General features: G+C 41.1%; 22 protein-coding genes. 6 read left to right on the forward strand and 16 right to left on the reverse strand.

The genetic code is table 11. From position 1 onward, the window contains the following. Positions 1-149 precede the first annotated feature (149 nt). Both BMX02_RS10815 and BMX02_RS10820 read left to right on the forward strand, forming a co-directional pair. Positions 150-998, forward strand: coding sequence for a YihY/virulence factor BrkB family protein (locus tag BMX02_RS10815; protein WP_091690716.1), 849 nt, complete (start codon positions 150-152; stop codon positions 996-998). A 276-nt stretch (positions 999-1,274) separates the two neighbouring features. Continuing rightward, a complete protein-coding gene (locus tag BMX02_RS10820; protein WP_091690718.1) occupies positions 1,275-2,711 on the forward strand; it encodes a TrkH family potassium uptake protein in 1,437 nt (478 codons plus the stop codon). Positions 2,712-2,819: 108 nt separating this feature from the next. Here BMX02_RS10820 and BMX02_RS10825 read toward each other — a convergent pair whose 3' ends face one another. Continuing rightward, the gene (locus BMX02_RS10825) at positions 2,820-3,404 is read right to left on the reverse strand and encodes a hypothetical protein (RefSeq protein WP_091690720.1); all 585 of its coding nucleotides are present in this window, start codon (positions 3,402-3,404) and stop codon (positions 2,820-2,822) included. Between the two features lie 252 nt (positions 3,405-3,656). Here BMX02_RS10825 and BMX02_RS12405 point away from each other — a divergent pair, with 252 nt between their 5' ends. Continuing rightward, positions 3,657-3,902: a DUF2834 domain-containing protein gene (locus tag BMX02_RS12405; RefSeq protein ID WP_210409156.1), complete on the forward strand. Its 246-nt coding sequence runs from the start codon at positions 3,657-3,659 to the stop codon at positions 3,900-3,902. Positions 3,903-4,076: 174 nt separating this feature from the next. Here the strand turns inward: BMX02_RS12405 and BMX02_RS10835 are convergent, their stop codons facing one another. Continuing rightward, entirely contained in the window at positions 4,077-4,793 is a 717-nt protein-coding gene (locus tag BMX02_RS10835) for a cysteate racemase (protein ID WP_091690722.1), read from the reverse strand. 236 nt (positions 4,794-5,029) lie between these two features. Here BMX02_RS10835 and BMX02_RS10840 point away from each other — a divergent pair, with 236 nt between their 5' ends. Then, on the forward strand, positions 5,030-5,482 hold the full coding sequence (locus tag BMX02_RS10840; RefSeq protein WP_091690724.1) for an SRPBCC family protein: 453 nt from the start codon (positions 5,030-5,032) through the stop codon (positions 5,480-5,482). Positions 5,483-5,886: 404 nt separating this feature from the next. On the opposite strand, the gene BMX02_RS10845 is transcribed toward BMX02_RS10840, so the two are convergent. Both BMX02_RS10845 and BMX02_RS10850 read right to left on the reverse strand, forming a co-directional pair. Then, entirely contained in the window at positions 5,887-6,993 is a 1,107-nt protein-coding gene (locus tag BMX02_RS10845) for an MFS transporter (RefSeq protein WP_091690725.1), read from the reverse strand. A gap of 164 nt (positions 6,994-7,157) precedes the next feature. After that, entirely contained in the window at positions 7,158-7,382 is a 225-nt protein-coding gene (locus BMX02_RS10850; protein WP_091690727.1) for a hypothetical protein, read from the reverse strand. 147 nt (positions 7,383-7,529) lie between these two features. On the opposite strand from BMX02_RS10850, the gene BMX02_RS10855 reads away from it, so the two are divergent. Then, positions 7,530-8,051, forward strand: coding sequence for a shikimate kinase (locus BMX02_RS10855; protein ID WP_244624898.1), 522 nt, complete (start codon positions 7,530-7,532; stop codon positions 8,049-8,051). 28 nt (positions 8,052-8,079) lie between these two features. Here BMX02_RS10855 and BMX02_RS10860 read toward each other — a convergent pair whose 3' ends face one another. From BMX02_RS10860 to BMX02_RS10885, 6 genes are all read right to left on the reverse strand, one after another. Beyond that, the gene (locus BMX02_RS10860) at positions 8,080-9,441 is read right to left on the reverse strand and encodes a PFL family protein (protein WP_091690730.1); all 1,362 of its coding nucleotides are present in this window, start codon (positions 9,439-9,441) and stop codon (positions 8,080-8,082) included. A gap of 14 nt (positions 9,442-9,455) precedes the next feature. Beyond that, positions 9,456-9,734 (reverse strand): ACT domain-containing protein, encoded by a 279-nt coding sequence (locus BMX02_RS10865; protein ID WP_091690732.1) that lies wholly within the window; start codon positions 9,732-9,734, stop codon positions 9,456-9,458. Between the two features lie 202 nt (positions 9,735-9,936). Next, the gene (locus BMX02_RS10870; RefSeq protein WP_244624900.1) at positions 9,937-10,383 is read right to left on the reverse strand and encodes a hypothetical protein; all 447 of its coding nucleotides are present in this window, start codon (positions 10,381-10,383) and stop codon (positions 9,937-9,939) included. Positions 10,384-10,506: 123 nt separating this feature from the next. Continuing rightward, positions 10,507-11,454: a calcium/sodium antiporter gene (locus BMX02_RS10875; protein WP_091690733.1), complete on the reverse strand. Its 948-nt coding sequence runs from the start codon at positions 11,452-11,454 to the stop codon at positions 10,507-10,509. Positions 11,455-11,495: 41 nt separating this feature from the next. Further along, positions 11,496-11,936, reverse strand: coding sequence for a universal stress protein (locus BMX02_RS10880; protein WP_091690735.1), 441 nt, complete (start codon positions 11,934-11,936; stop codon positions 11,496-11,498). 52 nt (positions 11,937-11,988) lie between these two features. Next, on the reverse strand, positions 11,989-12,513 hold the full coding sequence (locus BMX02_RS10885) for a VIT1/CCC1 transporter family protein (protein WP_091690736.1): 525 nt from the start codon (positions 12,511-12,513) through the stop codon (positions 11,989-11,991). A 190-nt stretch (positions 12,514-12,703) separates the two neighbouring features. Here BMX02_RS10885 and BMX02_RS10890 point away from each other — a divergent pair, with 190 nt between their 5' ends. Beyond that, positions 12,704-12,976 (forward strand): hypothetical protein, encoded by a 273-nt coding sequence (locus BMX02_RS10890; RefSeq protein WP_135643950.1) that lies wholly within the window; start codon positions 12,704-12,706, stop codon positions 12,974-12,976. A 184-nt stretch (positions 12,977-13,160) separates the two neighbouring features. Here BMX02_RS10890 and BMX02_RS10895 read toward each other — a convergent pair whose 3' ends face one another. From BMX02_RS10895 to BMX02_RS10920, 6 genes are all read right to left on the reverse strand, one after another. After that, a complete protein-coding gene (locus BMX02_RS10895; RefSeq protein WP_177165271.1) occupies positions 13,161-13,703 on the reverse strand; it encodes a biotin transporter BioY in 543 nt (180 codons plus the stop codon). A 608-nt stretch (positions 13,704-14,311) separates the two neighbouring features. Next, positions 14,312-14,725: a response regulator gene (locus tag BMX02_RS10900; RefSeq protein ID WP_091690740.1), complete on the reverse strand. Its 414-nt coding sequence runs from the start codon at positions 14,723-14,725 to the stop codon at positions 14,312-14,314. A 104-nt stretch (positions 14,726-14,829) separates the two neighbouring features. Then, complete coding sequence (locus BMX02_RS10905; RefSeq protein ID WP_091690741.1) at positions 14,830-15,306, reverse strand: class II SORL domain-containing protein; 477 nt, start codon at positions 15,304-15,306, stop codon at positions 14,830-14,832. 85 nt (positions 15,307-15,391) lie between these two features. After that, complete coding sequence (locus BMX02_RS10910) at positions 15,392-15,637, reverse strand: hypothetical protein (protein ID WP_091690742.1); 246 nt, start codon at positions 15,635-15,637, stop codon at positions 15,392-15,394. A 12-nt stretch (positions 15,638-15,649) separates the two neighbouring features. Beyond that, positions 15,650-15,913, reverse strand: a complete 264-nt coding sequence (locus BMX02_RS10915) for a monomethylamine transporter (RefSeq protein ID WP_091690743.1) — start codon at positions 15,911-15,913, stop codon at positions 15,650-15,652. A 15-nt stretch (positions 15,914-15,928) separates the two neighbouring features. Continuing rightward, entirely contained in the window at positions 15,929-17,302 is a 1,374-nt protein-coding gene (locus BMX02_RS10920) for an APC family permease (RefSeq protein ID WP_091690744.1), read from the reverse strand. Positions 17,303-17,484 lie beyond the last annotated feature (182 nt).

Genomic DNA, 17,484 nt, shown 5'->3' on the forward strand with positions numbered 1-17,484 from the left:
TAGAAGTAATTATAATTTTATCATGAATAGGTCTTTTGATTGTGTTTGGACGTGCTACTGCTTTTTGTCAGTTTCATGGCCTTTATATTCATCTATATCTGGATTTTTGGTATCATAAACTAATTGTAGCTACACGTTAATTACTTTTTATGGAAAAGTTCAGGGGCGTGGTTGTACAAACTATTAAAAAGTGGAACGCTGACGACGGAATATCTTTCAGTGCAGCTCTCTCATTCTATTTAATACTCAGTCTTCCTTCCTTGCTTTTGTTTTCATTATCCATTGGTGGAATGTTCCTGAAAGTGGAACGACTTCAAGCAACAATTATCGAGTATATTTCACCTTTTGCAGATGAAGAAATCATAAACTCATTGAACCTGCTTTTCCAGCAATTACCTGAAACAAGTTCCCTTACCTTTGGATTGATGATCAGTTTCTTACTTTTCCTTTGGAGTGCCGGCAACATCTTTTTGCATTTCCAGAAAACGATCAATAAGATGTGGGGAGTTTTAGAGTATAAAAAAGGATTTGTTCGAAGAATTTTTAATAAACGTATTTCTTCATTTGTTGCGGTTTTTATATTTAGCTTGTTACTGATCATGAGCATTCTTGCCGAGATATTTTTAGTAGTAATCTCAAAAATACTTACGACCATTATTCCATTTTCTCTGGATATTATCCAATATGCTTCTTCTATCGCAAACGTCTTCGTACTTACAGTCCTTTTTATCTATCTTTACAAGACACTTCCTGAAAAGAAAATCGACATCAAGTATATTGCTATAGGTTCATTTCTTACTGTTTTTTTCATTACCATTGGCAAATATCTTTTTAGCTTATATTTTTCATATAGCAATTTAACGACGGTCTATACACAAATTGGGGCTTTTCTTGCGATTTTTATGTGGTTGTATTATTCTTCTATTATCGTAACACTAATGGCCGAATTTATCAAAATCTATTCAGATATTGAACACCAGATTGTTGGGGATAAATGATACTTTTGTACCTGTCCAATTATTTATTCAATAATAATTGGGATATAGCCATACACCTTCACCCCCTGATCAACTGAGTTCAAAATGTCACATGTTATTCCTCTAAAGAACCTGCACAGAACACCTAAATAAATTGGATGGATATCTACATGAAGAATGTTTTACAAAATAGGGATTGAATTTCCCGGGTTTTTGTAAAGAGATTGAATATGCATATACCCTTCATGTGGCAAAAACGAAGATGTTAATATGCTAATATAATGTGGTGTGATCGGTTTGAGATATAATGTAGTTCTGGGCGTACTGGGTTCTATCCTCTGGCTGCTTGCCGCATTTATGGTTGTTCCATTGTTTGTAGCTTTTTATTATGATGAACCGCTTTTTACTTTTGGTTTCCCTCTGATCATCACAGTACTTGTTGCTTTCGTTTTTTCATTGTTCTTCACAAAAGTAGAAGAGGAATGGAATATGAAGGAAGGTTTTTTTATTGTGGCATCGGGCTGGCTTATTGCTGCAATTATCTATTCATTACCCTATATGCTTGAAGGCGTACCTCCGCTAAATGCCTTATTTGAATCCATGTCCGGGGTAACGGCTACCGGGGCCACAGCGCTTAGCGATATTGAGAGTCATAGCAGAAGCCTGCTCTTCTGGAGAGGTATGACCCAGTGGCTTGGTGGTATGGGAATTATCATGCTGTTCATTGCTATCCTGCCAAAACTCGGCATTGCAGGCCGCCAGATGTTCCGTGCGGAGGTTCCGGGTCTTCACGAAGAACAACTGCGACCGAGGATCAGGGAGACTGCCAAGATCTTGTGGCTCGTTTACATCACGTTGTCAGTTGCAGAAGTGATCGTCCTGGACCTTGCAGGATTATCCTTTTATGATTCCATCACCCATACATTCACATCCATCTCATGTTCCGGTTTTTCCCCTTATTCAGACAGCATAGCAGCCTTTAATGATCCTCTGGTAGAGGGTATTTTCATCGTTTTCATGTTCCTTGGAGGAGCAAACTTTGCCCTTCATTACAAAACAATATTCTCAGATCGAAAAAGCCTGATAAAGGACCAGGAATTCAAGTTCTACTTCGCTATAATTGCGATAGCGACCGTTGTTCTTGCCTATATGCTCTTCACTACCCGGGTTTATTCACTTGCTGATGCTTTCAGGTACAGTAGTTTCCAGGTCATTTCCATCCTTACAACAACCGGTTATGCAACAGCGGATTTCAATCTCTGGCCGGACTCCTCAAGATTCATCCTCTTTCTGCTGATGTTCATCGGAGGTTGTGCAGGTTCCACTTCAGGCGGTGTGAAAGTAGTGCGTGTACTTCTTCTGCTAAAGTACGCACAGAATGTACTTTTCAAGGTACTTCACCCAAAAGCCATCAGACATGTCCGCTTTAACGGCAAGACAGTTCCTGAAGATGTTATCCATTCCATCGTATCCTTCATGGTAATATATTTCATGATCTTCGTTGCCAGCTCGACCATGCTCTCACTGATGGGAATGGATTTCGTTACTTCCCTGAGTGCTTCCATTGCGACCCTTGGTAATGTTGGTCCCGGTCTCGGTCTTGTAGGCCCGATGGCCAGTTTTGATTCCATCCCGGACCTTGGCAAGCTGCTCCTCACTGCCAATATGTGGATCGGAAGGCTTGAGGTGTTTACAGTCATGGTAATACTGACGCCGGCTTTCTGGAGGCGGTGAGAAGGATGGGAGTTGGTGTATCCTGGTAATTTTGAGTGGTTTGAATCTTGCCCTTTGCAAAGCAAGATTAAAAATGCTAAAAAGAGTTCGTGCTCTGTTCAGACAAAGTTAGATATTCCCTATAAGTTCTTTTATTGAACTCAAAAATCGCTTCAAGCGAGAGTCTTCTTCACTGTTATAGCCACAGAACTTAGCATCATAATAGTGATTGATATATTTCTCTACTGAATCTTTAAATTTCTCTGTTTCTTCATCAGTAAGAGGAAGGCATGAAAAACAAAAATCCTCTTTTTGAATGGAACGTTCTCCGTATTTCTCTAATAGGCACACAGCATCAGTTCCAATGAAACTATTGTCTACTAAACTATATCCGGGAAGTTCTCCAATAATTCTTTTTAATTTTTTACAATTATAGACACGGAGAGAATCCAGGAACTCATCATAAATAAGACTAATATCTCGTATGTCATCATCTTGTTTGCTATCAAAGAAACGCCAATCATCTCCGGCTTTTTCACTCCTGCCCCCCTCTATAACTTGAGGTGCATAACAGCTAAGCTCTTCAGGAGAAATTACGAGTTTATTTCCCTTTTTAGCAAAATAACCTTCCTTAGTAATGTAGTTGTCTGATCTGGAAACATACTTTCCGATCACTACTACTTCATTTTCAAACGGGTCTTTATTTTCAAACATACTATTATTTATTTCTATGAATTATAATAGTATATACCTTTTGGTTTTACATTATATCAATTCTCTTCCGGTACAAGGAAGGAATAATCTGAAAGCAGGTTATACCTAAAATAACCTGCAGTTAAGTGAAATTCATAAATACTATCTCTTCAGAATATTATTGTTGAACAAAATGAACTAATTTTGTGAAACAGGGGGAAGATTGTGAAACTTCGCAACATCGATCTGATCTGATGTGTCCTTGGAGCAGCTTTGCCATATTCTCAGTTCATACAATTCATTTTATCTTATGGGATTGATATCCAACTACTCTTCCAGCAACTATTCGCCAACTATATCAGTAGCTTCTTTGCGCTGGATGTAGTTGTTCCTGCAATTGTTCTGGTCGTATTCATATTTGCTGAAGGGAAACGTCTGGGAATGCAAAACCTCTGGTTGCCACTGGTTGCAACATTTACAGTGGGGTTTCATTGGGTTTGCCTTTATTCCTTTATCTAAGGGACATGCATCTGGAGAATGCTTCATGATGTTGGATTTCTCTAAATTTTATTTTGTTAGTGTTTAGTATAAAATCCTCTTAGAAGACATCTAATTGGTTGCAGCTTATTGATGTGATATCGTTTAGCGGATCAAGCTTAAGATTCGGATCTTACTTTTTACAGCATTCAAAAGTCATATTTGCAACCTTGCCTTTTTGACCACAACTTCTGCTAAGACCTGTGAAGGATCTATCAATGGAACAGGTACTTCCTCTTTAATTGAAATCAATGAAAGTTCAGTGCAACCAAGTATTATAGCTTCTGCTCCCTCTTTGATCAGCACTTCAATTACTTCTAAAATACCATCCCGTGCATTTCCTTCTGTGTATCCTGCCTTTATCCCTTCTTCTCCATAAATCGAATTCATGACTTTTTCCTGTAATTCTTCATCTGGAGTTATTATTTCGATCCCATCTATTGCGTCATGATACAATTTGGTCTTTAGTGTGCCGGTAGTGGCCAATAACCCTATTTTTTTGATATCCGGAAATACTTTATGAATGTGCGATGCAGTTTCTGAGATCATATTTATTATGGGGATCTCTGTACTATTTTGTAGTTCAGAATAAAAGTAGTGCATAGTATTGCATGGTATTGCGATGATCTCTGCACCAGCATTTTCTAGAGTATAGATCGATCTTGTTGCTTCCTCTACGGGGCTTATGCCCATTCCAAGGATTGCCTGTGTACGGTCTGGTATATTTGGGTTATTATCGATGATGATCCTTAAATGGTCCTGATCATTTTTGGCGGGAGTATTTTTGATAACCTTTAAGAAAAAACGTGCAGTTGATTCAGATCCCACACCCCCTAAAATACCAACCGTTTTATCACGTGCTTTGACTTTCATTCAATTGCTCCCAAAACTTCCCTATTTGCAAGATCTTCCCCTCTATCCCCATTTTTATTGCTAAATTAAGTATCTTTATTTTGATAGAGCTATTATCATAAATCAATTTTGTATTTTTATTCATATGCCAAAGAAATTTCATCATCTCAAATCTGATATTAGCAAACTTATTTTTGGAATAAAGACAACTATTCTTTGTTAATTTATATTAGCAAGGGGATATGAAGGTGTAAAATGTGCTTACATTAAAAGATTCCATAACAATAAACCGACCACCAGAAGTTATTTTTGGATGGTTCTCTCATTTCACAGAAAATTACACATCGTGGCATCAGGATCATGTAGTTGCAAAATTGATCAGGGGGGGGAATTTTGAGAAGGGGTCGATTCTTTACGCCGAGGAATATCTCGACGGTAAAGTGGAAAAATTAAGTTTTGAAATAACCAAATTCACAAAAGGTGAATTGATAGAATACAAGCTCCTGTTCCCACATTCAATTATTTGTCCCCGGGGGTCCTTTTCCATAAAACCTCTAAATGGTGAAGGAAGTGTATTCACCGCTACACTTTCTTTTCGGTTTGGATGGTTATTTTCAAAAATTGCTAAAAAAAGAGTTGATGCTATCAGGACACATATGAGAGAAGAGGGAGAAAACCTTAAAGACCTATTGGAAAATTCAAGCTATTAATTCCCTTTAATAGCCCAAGTTCTTATTAAGAAATTACGTTAAACGAAAGGATTATCTTAAATTAATAAATAATTGAATTTGCTCACATCTAATGATCTATAGTAGCTTCCTTCGATCCAATCCTTTGCTTTTAGATCAAAATCCAGTACAGAGTACCTTTTAGGTGTGAGCTAATATCCAGATCCATTCGTTTTACCAGGGCTTATCCATCACTTTTATATCATTCCATTCAAGCGAAACTTCAGGATAGGAATGAATGTATTTTTGGCAATGTGTCCCCTCATCATAGAGATACGTCCGTATGCTGGCCTTACGATCTTCTTTTTTAGAGCAGCATTCGGAAATACTTCTTCAGGAACTTTTTCAAGCCAATGGGAGAGCGCCTTCTGTCCTCCATTTTCGATTTATTTTCCATTCAGGAGCACAGTTGCACCGAATAGTAATGCAGTCGCTATAAATATCGTCTCGATATCAAAACCCCCTGTAAACACTCCTGCTATCAGGGGCATCAATGCCAGTCCGGCATAGATGCAGGTATTGTAAATACCCATTGCCATTCCATGATCGATCTTCATGGTCGTGATAGCCAGTGGAAGTCCAAGCAGCATGATCCCTGATCCAAGACCTATTACAGTAAATCCTGCCATAGGGAAATATATGGTTGCAAGGATTCCTAATGTTGTTATAAAGATCCCTTTTTTTATCAGCTCATCATAGCTAAAATTAAAACGTGCTATTGTGATCGATGAGATCATGGTTGATAGATATAATAGTGAGATTGCTATCCCCAGTTCGGTCTTTGTCAGAAAGTCGCTGCTATACTCCGGATAAAGGGATACGAGCACACCACTTGTTCCTGCAAGCAGGAACGAAATGGTCCATATACTGAGTGAACTCTTGCTTGTAACGAATGAGAGATAGGATCTTGCTGACATTGAGCCCGTTCTTGGTACATTTCCTTTTTCCTGTTTTCCGGAAGGACAGGTCATATGATAGAATGCGAAAACGAGAGTGAAGGCGGTTAGTATAACAAACAGGTATATTCCATATTTGATGCTGATATCCGCAAGATAGCCGGTGACTGCGACACCAGCAGCAAGCCCTCCATTGATCAGAAAGTTGAATTCTCCTATGTATCGCATCTTTTTTGTGAACAGTGCTAACCTTGAAAATGCAGCAGGGAAGAACGCACCACATGATGCTCCCTCAATAAAGCGTGCCAGCACGAGGACCATGAAATCATCTGTGACGGCTATAGCAATTCCTGATGTGAATGAAAGTATCAATCCAAGTACTACAAATTTCATGCTGCAAAATCTGTCACTGAGAATTCCGAATGGGAGCATGGTGAAAAGTGCACCCAGGAAGAAAGATGAATATAACAGGCTTGTTGAGGTAACAACTGTTGTCTGGCCGGTGGCAGCAAGCTCAGGCAGTATAGGTATAACTGCATTTGAAAGTCCCATTATTACAAAAGCGGAAGAATAGAGTAAGAACCTTTCATGATCCATGATAGTGTCTGTTATTCCTCTGGAAGTTAGATAAGCTTTTACATCCTGACAAGGATTTTAAAAGAGCGATATTTCTGGTCAGGCTCCCGGCCGGATACACATATAGCATCAACTAAGACCGTATAGCAATTCATTTTTTCATTAGAATGCCAATTGAATTCTTTTTAGCGTAAGATGTCATATCTTTTGTTGAAAACATATGATTTAATTATGGAGACCATGCCACTTTTGTGCTTAATTATATAATCTCCGGCTTTTCCATTCAGTGTTCCTTTAGGAGTTCTTACGCTAAAATCAGTGTCCATGCGTAATGCATGACCTATTGGTGTCTGTATTTTCGGCCCATTTGTAGACAGGTTTCCATACAGACTTCCCTTTAACTGATCCACTTTGGATTCTCCCATATATAAGGGGAGATTTTTAGGATATAAACGTAACTAAGTATTTGTTTATATTTATAAATATATATTTACAATTCCATTTATTATTTATGAAAATTATTTATTCGATCCGGATAATCTTTGAGAAAACTACAAATGAGAAAAAATATGAACATCACGCTTATCGGAATGTCAGGTGTGGGCAAGACCACAATTGGGAAGTTGCTTTCAAAGAAACTGGGTTATGGTTTTGTTGATGTCGACGATCTCATTAAGAAAAGGATAGGTACGAGCCTGCAATCATTCATTGACAATTCCGGAGATGCTGCCTTTCTTGAACTGGAGGAACAGGTTGTTCTTGATCTTGAACCATTGGAAAGTTGCATCATTGCAACAGGAGGTAGTATGATCTATTCTGAAGTTGCCATGGAGCATCTGAGGTCTATCTCAACTGTTGTTTATCTGGATGCTCCGTTTGGACGGATAGCTCGCAGGATCGAACCCTCTAAAAGAGGAGTTGTAGGTTTAAAGGAAAAAAGCCTGAAAGAGCTATATCATGAGCGCAAGGTACTATATGAAAAATACCTGGATGTTCACATTAAAATAGAAAAAGGTGAAAGGAAAAGTGCCATTGCAGATAGGATCATTGCTATCTGCTTCGAGATAAATGGCAGTTGATCTGCTTACTCGTTCTTTACGTTGAACATTAGTTCGTAAGTGCCTGTATAGGTGCAGGTATCCTTCCACCGCGCCCTATAAATTCCTCGGAACTGAATTCAGAGACGGCCATAACAGGTGCGCGTCCCAGAAGTCCACCGTACTCCACGTTGTCACCAACCTTTTTTCCTGGTGCAGGTATTAAACGCACAGCAGTTGTCTTCTTGTTGATCATGCCGATGGCCATCTCGTCTGCAATGATGGCAGAGATCGTGGATGCCGTTGTATCACCGGGAATGGCTATCATATCCAGTCCTACAGAGCAAACACTTGTCATAGCTTCGAGCTTTTCAAGGCTCAACGCACCGATCTCAACTGCATGTATCATGCCAGCATCTTCACTTACCGGAATAAATGCACCGCTTAAGCCTCCGACATAGGAGGATGCCATTGATCCACCTTTTTTCACGGCGTCATTGAGAAGTGCAAGAGCTGCTGTGGTCCCATGGGTCCCGCAGTTCTGGAGTCCCATTGCTTCAAGGATAGCAGCTACACTGTCACCGATCTCAGGTGTTGGTGCCAGGGACAGGTCCACAACGCCGAACTCAACATTGAGGCGACGGGAAACTTCCCTTCCGACCATCTCTCCCATCCTTGTGATCTTAAAAGCTGTTTTCTTGATCGCTTCTGATATTTCCCCAAGGTCAGGGTCCTTAAGTTCCCTGATGGTGGAGTTCACGACTCCCGGACCGCTGACACCGACGTTGATCACACAATCAGGTTCACCTATACCGTGGAATGCGCCAGCCATGAACGGATTATCTTCCGGTGCATTGGCAAAGACAACGAGTTTTGCACATCCTATTCCATCATCATCCTTTGTTGCTTCAGCTGTCTTTTTGATGATCTTTCCCATCATTGCCACCGCGTCCATATTGATGCCTGCTTTTGTGGTAGCTACGTTGATGGATGAACAGACCTTCTTTGTACTTGCAAGTGCCTGCGGAAGGGAATTGATAAGTTTTATGTCTCCGGGAGTTGCTCCTTTATGCACAAGAGCAGTGAAACCGCCAATAAAATCAATTCCCACATCTTCTGCTGCACGATCAAGTGTCTTTGCAATGGACACATAATCATCCGTATCACAGCTTTCGGCAACGATAGCGATCGGGGTTACAGCTATACGCTTATTGATAATGGGGATGCCATAGAGATTCTGTATCTCTTCTGTAGTCCTGACAAGATTCTTTGCATAACTGGTGATCTTCTCATAGATCCTTTCATTGAGCACATCGATATCATTGTGACAGCAACCACGAAGGTTGATACCCATTGTAACGGTCCTGATATCGAGGTTCTCCGCTTTGATCATCTGGATGGTTTCCAGTATCTCTTCTGGATGGACAAGCATGAAATATCCTCCTTTTAGATCCTGTGCATGAAGCGGAATGCATCTTCGTGCTGGACACGTACTTCCACCCCAAGTTTTTCTCCTTCATCAGACATTGCTTTCTGGAATGCTTTGAGATCGAACTTCTCATCTTTCACACCTGCCAGCATTATCATGGTGAACAGGTCTTCCATAATGGTCTGGCTGATGTCAACAATGTTTACATTGAAATCTGCCATCACCTTTGTGATATTAGCAACAATACCTATCTTGTCGATACCGATAACAGTGATTATGAAGCGGGTTGAGGTCATTTCTCTATCCTTCTTTAAATGATTAGTTGAATGTGATGCTGAGCTATACTATGTGATGGATTATAGCTCTTTACCTTCTGTAAAGAAAATAGTCCGGGAAAACAAAAATATCAAATTGATCCAGGGATTCAAATTGAAATGTGAATAAGTGTGAAGAAAAGGGTGAATATTGCGGAAAATACCGCATATCCACAAAAGCACATTATTGCTCTGTTATGCCGAAGTTCATCACTTCGCCATTCTCATCGGTAATGGTCATAGCCCCATCGATGATCGTCATTTTTGATTTGACATTTCCAGATGCATCATAACTGGTCCAGATAACCATGTCTCCTTCTTCTGACCACAGGTATTCCATCTTTGCAATATCTTCAACAACAGGATCTATCTCGACTACTGCTTTGCACAATGTTACTCCGTCAATAACCTCAGTTCCGACGATCTCCATTGACATGCTTTCACCGGTTTGTGGGTTCACTGCATCCCAAGTAGTTCCTACAGGACACCACTGTCCTTCAGCATCTTCCGGTGTTGTGAGAGTAACTTCCACATCATCGTCAGTGTAGGTCGTTGTCTCAGTATCATTGCCAGCACATCCTGCAGCTACCATAGTGATAGCGATCAATAATATCAACCACATTTTGTTCATGATAAGTCCTCATTAAAATTTCGGTTTGTTAGGATTTAAGCATATCGAGGGCTAATGCCATCTTATTTTAGAGATATTAAAATAAAATGGAATGAGTAGGTGTTTCCGGGAAACGCCTATATTTCAATTATAGAATATGAAAAGACCTGCAAGATAGGCAAAGTATGTGATCAGGATCACACCGCCTTCCCACCTGTCAAGCCGTTTTCTTGTTATTCCAAAGATGACCAGCATCAACATGATGAGGATCATGACCGGGAAGTCGTAGCTAATGGACTGATCGAGAATAGGAAGTGTGCGGATCTGTGAGGAAAATCCCAGTATCATGGCAATGTCCATTGTGTTGGCTCCAAGGATGTTGCCTATGGAGAGGTCCTGATGTCCTTTTAATGTTGCAGAAACAGCAGTTATAAGCTCCGGCAGCGATGTTCCAAGGGCTACAAGTGTCAGGCCGATGATCATTTCAGGGATCCCCAGCCAGTATGCGATCTCAGTTCCGGTGTCTACAAGTACGCGACTGCCGATAACCACACAGGCTGAGCCGAGTATGAAATAAAAGATTTCAGATTTCATTTCTTTCAGGGATAGCTTTTCCCGCTTCTTTTCAGATCCATTGAATATTGCAGATTGGAGGCGGTAGTTGTAGTAAAGGAAGCCTACGAAAATAGCAAGCAGTATCAGACCATCAATTGATGTCAGATTGCCATCCAGTGTTAAAGCTATAAGAGTGAGTCCTGAAAAGAGCATGATGGCACCTTTATGGAGGAATGCTCCATCTTCCATGGGTATTGCCTTGATCGTTATGACCAATCCAAGTGCCAGACCGATGTTACAGATAGCTGAGCCCACTGCATTTCCTATGGTGAGATCGGTGTGACCAATATATGCAGCTATTGCAGAAACGGTGAACTCGGGTGCAGTTGTGGCAAAGCTTACAATTGTGGCGCCTATAATGATCTTTGGGAGGCCGCTTTTTGTTGAAATGGATACTGCGGATTCGATGAACCAATCCGCTCCTTTAGTAATCAGAATGAGGCCTAACAGGAAAAGCAATAAAGTCGACATCACCATGGTCTACCCTATAGCTTTCCATTACATTTAAACTGAATGTCTCAGTCCTCGCTGGTGATAACAAGTACAGGTCCTACATCTGCTGCAATTATCCAGCGTGTGAGACTGCCAAGCGGATCTCTCCTCAGGGACTCGGATCCCATGACCGTAAGGTCCACATCTTTTTCTTCTGCGATCCTGATAAGGTCGCCACCGATATCCTCGCTGCTGAGAACGATCTTTTCAGTTGGTATCCCTGCTTTTTTAGCTTCGTTTATTGCATATTCCATATTAGCTTCGATGTTCTCTTTGACAACTGCCAGCATCTTCTCGGAGAGCTCTTTTGGAAAGATGGATTCAAGTTCCTTCTTTTTTTCCAGATAGACTATTATGAGATTGCCGCCTTCTTTTTCTGCAACATGAAGTGCATGATCGACACCCCTTTTTGACATTTGTGTCTCGTCTATTGGAACAAGGATGTTCCTGTATGCTATATCCCCCATAATGATAACTCCATTAGTTTATTTGTGTTCCATCTATTTACCGGATTCCCTTTTATTCAAGTCCGAGTACTGTAACAGCAGCAACGATCAGCACCCCAAGCCCGACCATTCTCACAGCATGTTTTATGATACTTTGCTTTGCTATCTTCCCGGAGTAGATCCCCAGTATGGCAAGAACCGAGATGCTTAAAGTGATGGCTATCTCAAGAGCCATCTCATCAAAGAAATAGAATGGTGAGATCGGGACAAGGGATCCCAAAAAGCTCGAACCTCCATGAGCTATGGAATCATTCCATATCTTCTTCTTTGTCCGGACCTCCAGATCAGTTGATTCCAGACTCCTTAGCAATGGTTTTTCGAGTTCAGCCAGGTTCCCGTATTCGACGGCACTCTCTGCAAGATACGATCCAATACCGTTGGTCATGGCAAGAGCGACCGCACCTCCAAAGGCTGCATTTATGATAATTGACGGATCGTCAACAACATGTGATGTTCCAATTACCACACCAAGCACAGCCAGAAGACCGTCGATGCTGCCCAGAATAATATATCTTCCCTGTTCCTTATTAAGTTTCATATCCAATATCTCTGCCGGATCGTTCGAACTTTTATTTATGATCAGAAGAGGACGGCCTGAGTCCCCACTAGACCGTACACTTGATCATCATGCCAGAACAGCTGCCCGCTTTTCAGCCATATGCTTGTGGAAGACAGATTCTAGCAATCAAATGGTTAGTTTTTATGCTTCAGTTTCATACATTTTATGCATGTCTGTGGTGGATGACATTCTAAATGACTACAAGATTGAGGATTGGTTTGATACTCAGGAATATTCCGAAAGTACCCGTACCCGATATTTATATTGTATTTGTAAGTACATAGACTTTACGAAAAAGTCTCCTGAAGAACTTATTCGTGAAGCTGAAGACGATATCCGTAATGGTCTGCTACCACGAGAGAGGAAGATCAAACAGTACATGATCAGATATCGCAAATCCCTGGTCAATGCTGGTTATGCTCCAAAAACCATTGGGATATAGATGTCAGCTATTAAATCGTTCTACAAGAATTTTGATATCGACATTCCGAATCCAGGTAAATCTAAACATGCCGCTCCACTTGAGAATCATAAGAATGTCCCCACTAAGGATGGGGTCAGGAAGATCCTGCCTTTTTCATCGTTGAGAAACAAAGCAATCATATTATGTGGGTGTTCAGCTGGCCTTACATCTCATATCTTGATGCGATATATGCTGCAGCTATTATTTTCAGAAAATCCCCGATTAAAAAGGGTAGCATGCCTGCGGCAATCGCCTGCATAGGACTTAATTGTGCAACAATCATCAACTGGGATACACCAATCACATAGATCACAGCAAGTCCAATTACCATAAAGGCAACATTCAACCGGAAAACCGATGTTCCTTTTTGATCAGACAGAGTCCCGATTACAAACGCAGCAAGAATGAAACCCATTATGTATCCACCCGTGGGACCAAACAGTACCCCAAGACCAGATGCACCTCCTGCAAACACCGGTAGTCCGATAATCCCAAGAAGCACATACACGAGCATGCTTATCGTTCCCCATTTCTTTCCAAGTATGGCACCTGCTAGAAACACGAACATGACCTGCATGGTGATCGGGACCGGACCAATTGGGATGGTGATGTATGCGCCAACGGCTGTCATTGCCGCAAAAAGTGCTGCAAAAACCATTTTTCTCAGATGTAATGAATTCATATTGTATGTTTCATTGTTAACCATGTGTATTGATTTGGTTAACGCCATATTTAAGCATTACTGCCGAAAAGTCAATGTATTAGAGAATTATAGTCCACAATCAAGCTGGATATATTACGAAATCGACAGCAAAGACAGCATGGGTCACCAGCAAACCGAGCGTGTTCAATATGGTGGCAAGAGGAATACGATCATAAATATAACAATTAAGGCAGGTTCTGCTATTTGATAAATGCATGAAGTGAGTCATGAGAAGAATGAAACTTAAAGGGTGGGGTGGGAGAATGGGGAGTTGTATGGGGGTATATAGAAGTGGTTTTTCCGGGAAAAATAGTCAGGTGATCGAAGTCACCATAGGAAATACCACCTTTTATCTCCCACCCCAATAAAAATACCGTTCTCAGCTCTTAAGTCCTTTACGCTACGGTTGGGCATATAGATTTTTATATTTTTAGGAAAAAATAGTTATTGTGAGTTGAAGTCAGTGGCGCATAGTATAATGTAAGTAGGTCCCCAAGGTAAACAGGGGCAAATGGATCCCCCCATCTCGAAGTCCTACAACATGATTTCCACTCCACATTTTCAGACAATTGACAGTAGTTTGAACATGCTAAGATGTAATAAAAGCCATATCAAGCGGCCATATCTTGAGCCATTTGCTTGAAAACCGGACTTTTGGCCTTATGGAAGGCTGATTCTATAACATATTCTAATTCCTCATCCATAAAAGGCTTTTGAAGATATCCAACAGGATTTGCAATAGATGCTTTTACTCTTGTCTCTCTGGATGGATCTCCGGTAAGAAAGATAATTGGAACAATGTGTGACTTGAGTATTTCAGTCGCAGCCTCAATGCCATCCACCTTTCCCTTCAGGTAAATGTCTATGATAACAAGATCTGGCTTTTCCTCTTTAACCATTCTTATAGCATCTTCCCCGGATGTGGCATGTCCTGCAAATTTGTATCCCATATCTAGAAGCTTGAGCTTGATCATCATGGCAACGATCATCTCGTCTTCCACTATGAGGATATTCTTTTCTTTCATAGCTCCCTCTCCTGAAATAGAATATCACTTATCAAAATATGAAAAAAAATGCCGGAGGAATTTCCGGCATTCTTATGATGTACCCCCATACATCAGATCTCAATTTATTTTGCATGCCAACGGCAGGCTTTTCCTTCACCAATTTTCTTTGATAAGATCTCGACTTGTTTGACAGATTGCCAAAGGCCATGGACATTACAGCTTGCTAATGCTTTAAGCTTCATGATCACAGCTTTTGTACCACAGTCTCCACAAACGTTCACACCACGAATGTGGCAGATCTCATATGCACGTATTCCAACAATTTCTTCTGTAGGTTCGACAGTAAATGTTGCTTCTGCTTTCTCATCGGAAGGTGAAAGCTCAACTCTTCCGACCTTCGTATCTCCCAGGTACAGTTCTATCCACTCGATATAGTGGTCATCCTGCATTACATGTGGGACTTCTCCGAGTCTCACAGTAACTTCAAATAAGCCCTCTGCTGTCATCACATCTTCAGATTCGATGACAGGTACGTGCTTCATCTCGGTTTCTGTGATATTCTCCGGATCTTTCAGGTGGTTAATTACTTGTTCGGTCATAGAATCTCACCCCTTAATTCAATATATTATATGGTCTTTGAAAATATATAGTTGCCAGCAATTTGCTGACAACCATTTCACATGTTCAGAACTTGTAATTCTTCACCGAGTGATACAGGATCACAAAGAAGAACACAATTATTACAGCCAAAAGGCTGAAATATGCCACTGGATCCCATACGAACTGCATACCGCCTGTTCCTTCCCAGCCCACAAGGACCGTTCCCTGAAGGATTACAGGAATTACAACGCAGACACCTGCCAATATGAAGATGAACAGGATATCCAATATTTGCATAAACATGCCTTTTTGCTTTACTTCTTCAGCCATGTCTTTTCCTCCTCAGTCATAATACTCAAAGTCGAACATGTGTTCCTTGATGGAGTTGTAGACCCTTACACATCCGATAGTCTCTATACCGATCACCAATAGGTAGAATACTATGTAGATCGGCCAGATCGTACCGAGTGCTGGAACTTCACCCCAAAGGGTTGACAGGATATTGTAGACAATGTATGTCTCCGAGAAGTACAGCAGTCCCAATACCAGCATGATTACTCCTGCATCCTGCTTTAATTTATTATGATACAATGCTTCATCTACCATTTTATCTCCTCCCGTTTATCTCCTGTGTGCAGGTTCAGGCCATCCAAGGTCTTCTCCCCAGTCGTGCTTTGATTCTATGCTTCTGTATCTCCACGAGAAGTAGAAGTATGAAACTATATAGAACACCAGTCCGAAGACAAGGTTGTAGCTGTAACCCCAGTTCAGTGTTGACATGATCACTATCGCAAGGAAGATGGTAAAGTATGCAAGAGCGGGTTGCAGTGGTCCGACAAACGGACGTACCTTTTGTGTGTGTTCCGGGAACATCTTCCTGAAGCGTATCAGGGAGAATGGGATCATCACATAACATACCAATCCTGACGTGATCGAGAATGTAATGACCTGGTCAAGGAAACCACTGAATGCAAATGCGATCGCAATTGGCATTGTAAAGATGACTGCTCTGTATGGAGTGCTGTATTTTGGGTGTACTGCTGAGAACCATGGTGTAAGGAAGTGGTCCCTTGAAAGGGCGAACCATGATCTTGATGAGTCACAGACAGTACCGTTCGCACTTGCCAGACAGGTAAAGAGTGTACCTATTGCAAGGAAAGCAACCAGTAACTTAACTCCGCTTTGTGTTGCTGCTTCATAAAGTGGGTATGCAGAAACACCAAGGACATCTGTTGGGATGAGTCCAGCACAAACATATAGTGTCATACCTGCTGCAAGCAACAGTGTTATCATACCAGCCTGCTGTCCAAGAGGAACTGCTCTTGTTGGGTGCTTACATTCCTCTGCACACATTGCTGCCCCTTCAATACCCAGGTAGAACCAGGGACCGAACTGGAGTGCTGCAAAGATACCAATAAAACCGTTTGGCATAGCACCGGAAATAAGATATTCAGGATGCCATGTTCCACCCAATCCGCTGATGTTCATAAAGAAGAATGCAATAATAGCGATCAACGCAGTGAATGTTAGAGCAAAATTAAGATTTAATGCCGCTACAACTCCACGGTAATTCATAAATGTAAGTGCTGCGATAACGAGCAATGTGACCGGAAACGTTTGTATTTCCGGGAATATCGATTGCGCTATCCATGCTACGACAATAGCATCGGCAGCTTCCAGAGCGATATATTCCATGTAAACAGCAAGACCTACGATAGCAGCCGCACCCGGCCCTACGAACAATCTTGCCCAATCATAAGGTCCTCCTGCAAGTTTTGTGGATGAACCCAGTTCACTAGCGCATAATGAAACCATTACGTACATGGTACCGGCAACCAGAAGTGCAAAGAGTGAACCGAGTATACCACCTTTTGCAACTGTGAAGTTCCAACCCATGTATTCACCAACCAACACGATACCGACACCAAGTGCCCATACATGATATGGACGTAGCGTCTTTACCAGTTCGATCGGTTCATTCGAATTTTCAGACATTGATCCTCCTCCATCTTATCAATTTATTCATTGGATACTTTACTAGCGTTTAGCAGCATCCAACCTATCAAGGCAAAGGCTATGAGGTAAATAACCCCGTTTATTAAAGTCCACATATCCATATTGTATGCCCCCTTTAGCATTGTTTTATGTTGATTTGACAATGAATTATCTCATTAAAT

It is taken from the genome of Methanococcoides vulcani (assembly GCF_900111645.1).
Classification (GTDB): domain Archaea; phylum Halobacteriota; class Methanosarcinia; order Methanosarcinales; family Methanosarcinaceae; genus Methanococcoides; species Methanococcoides vulcani.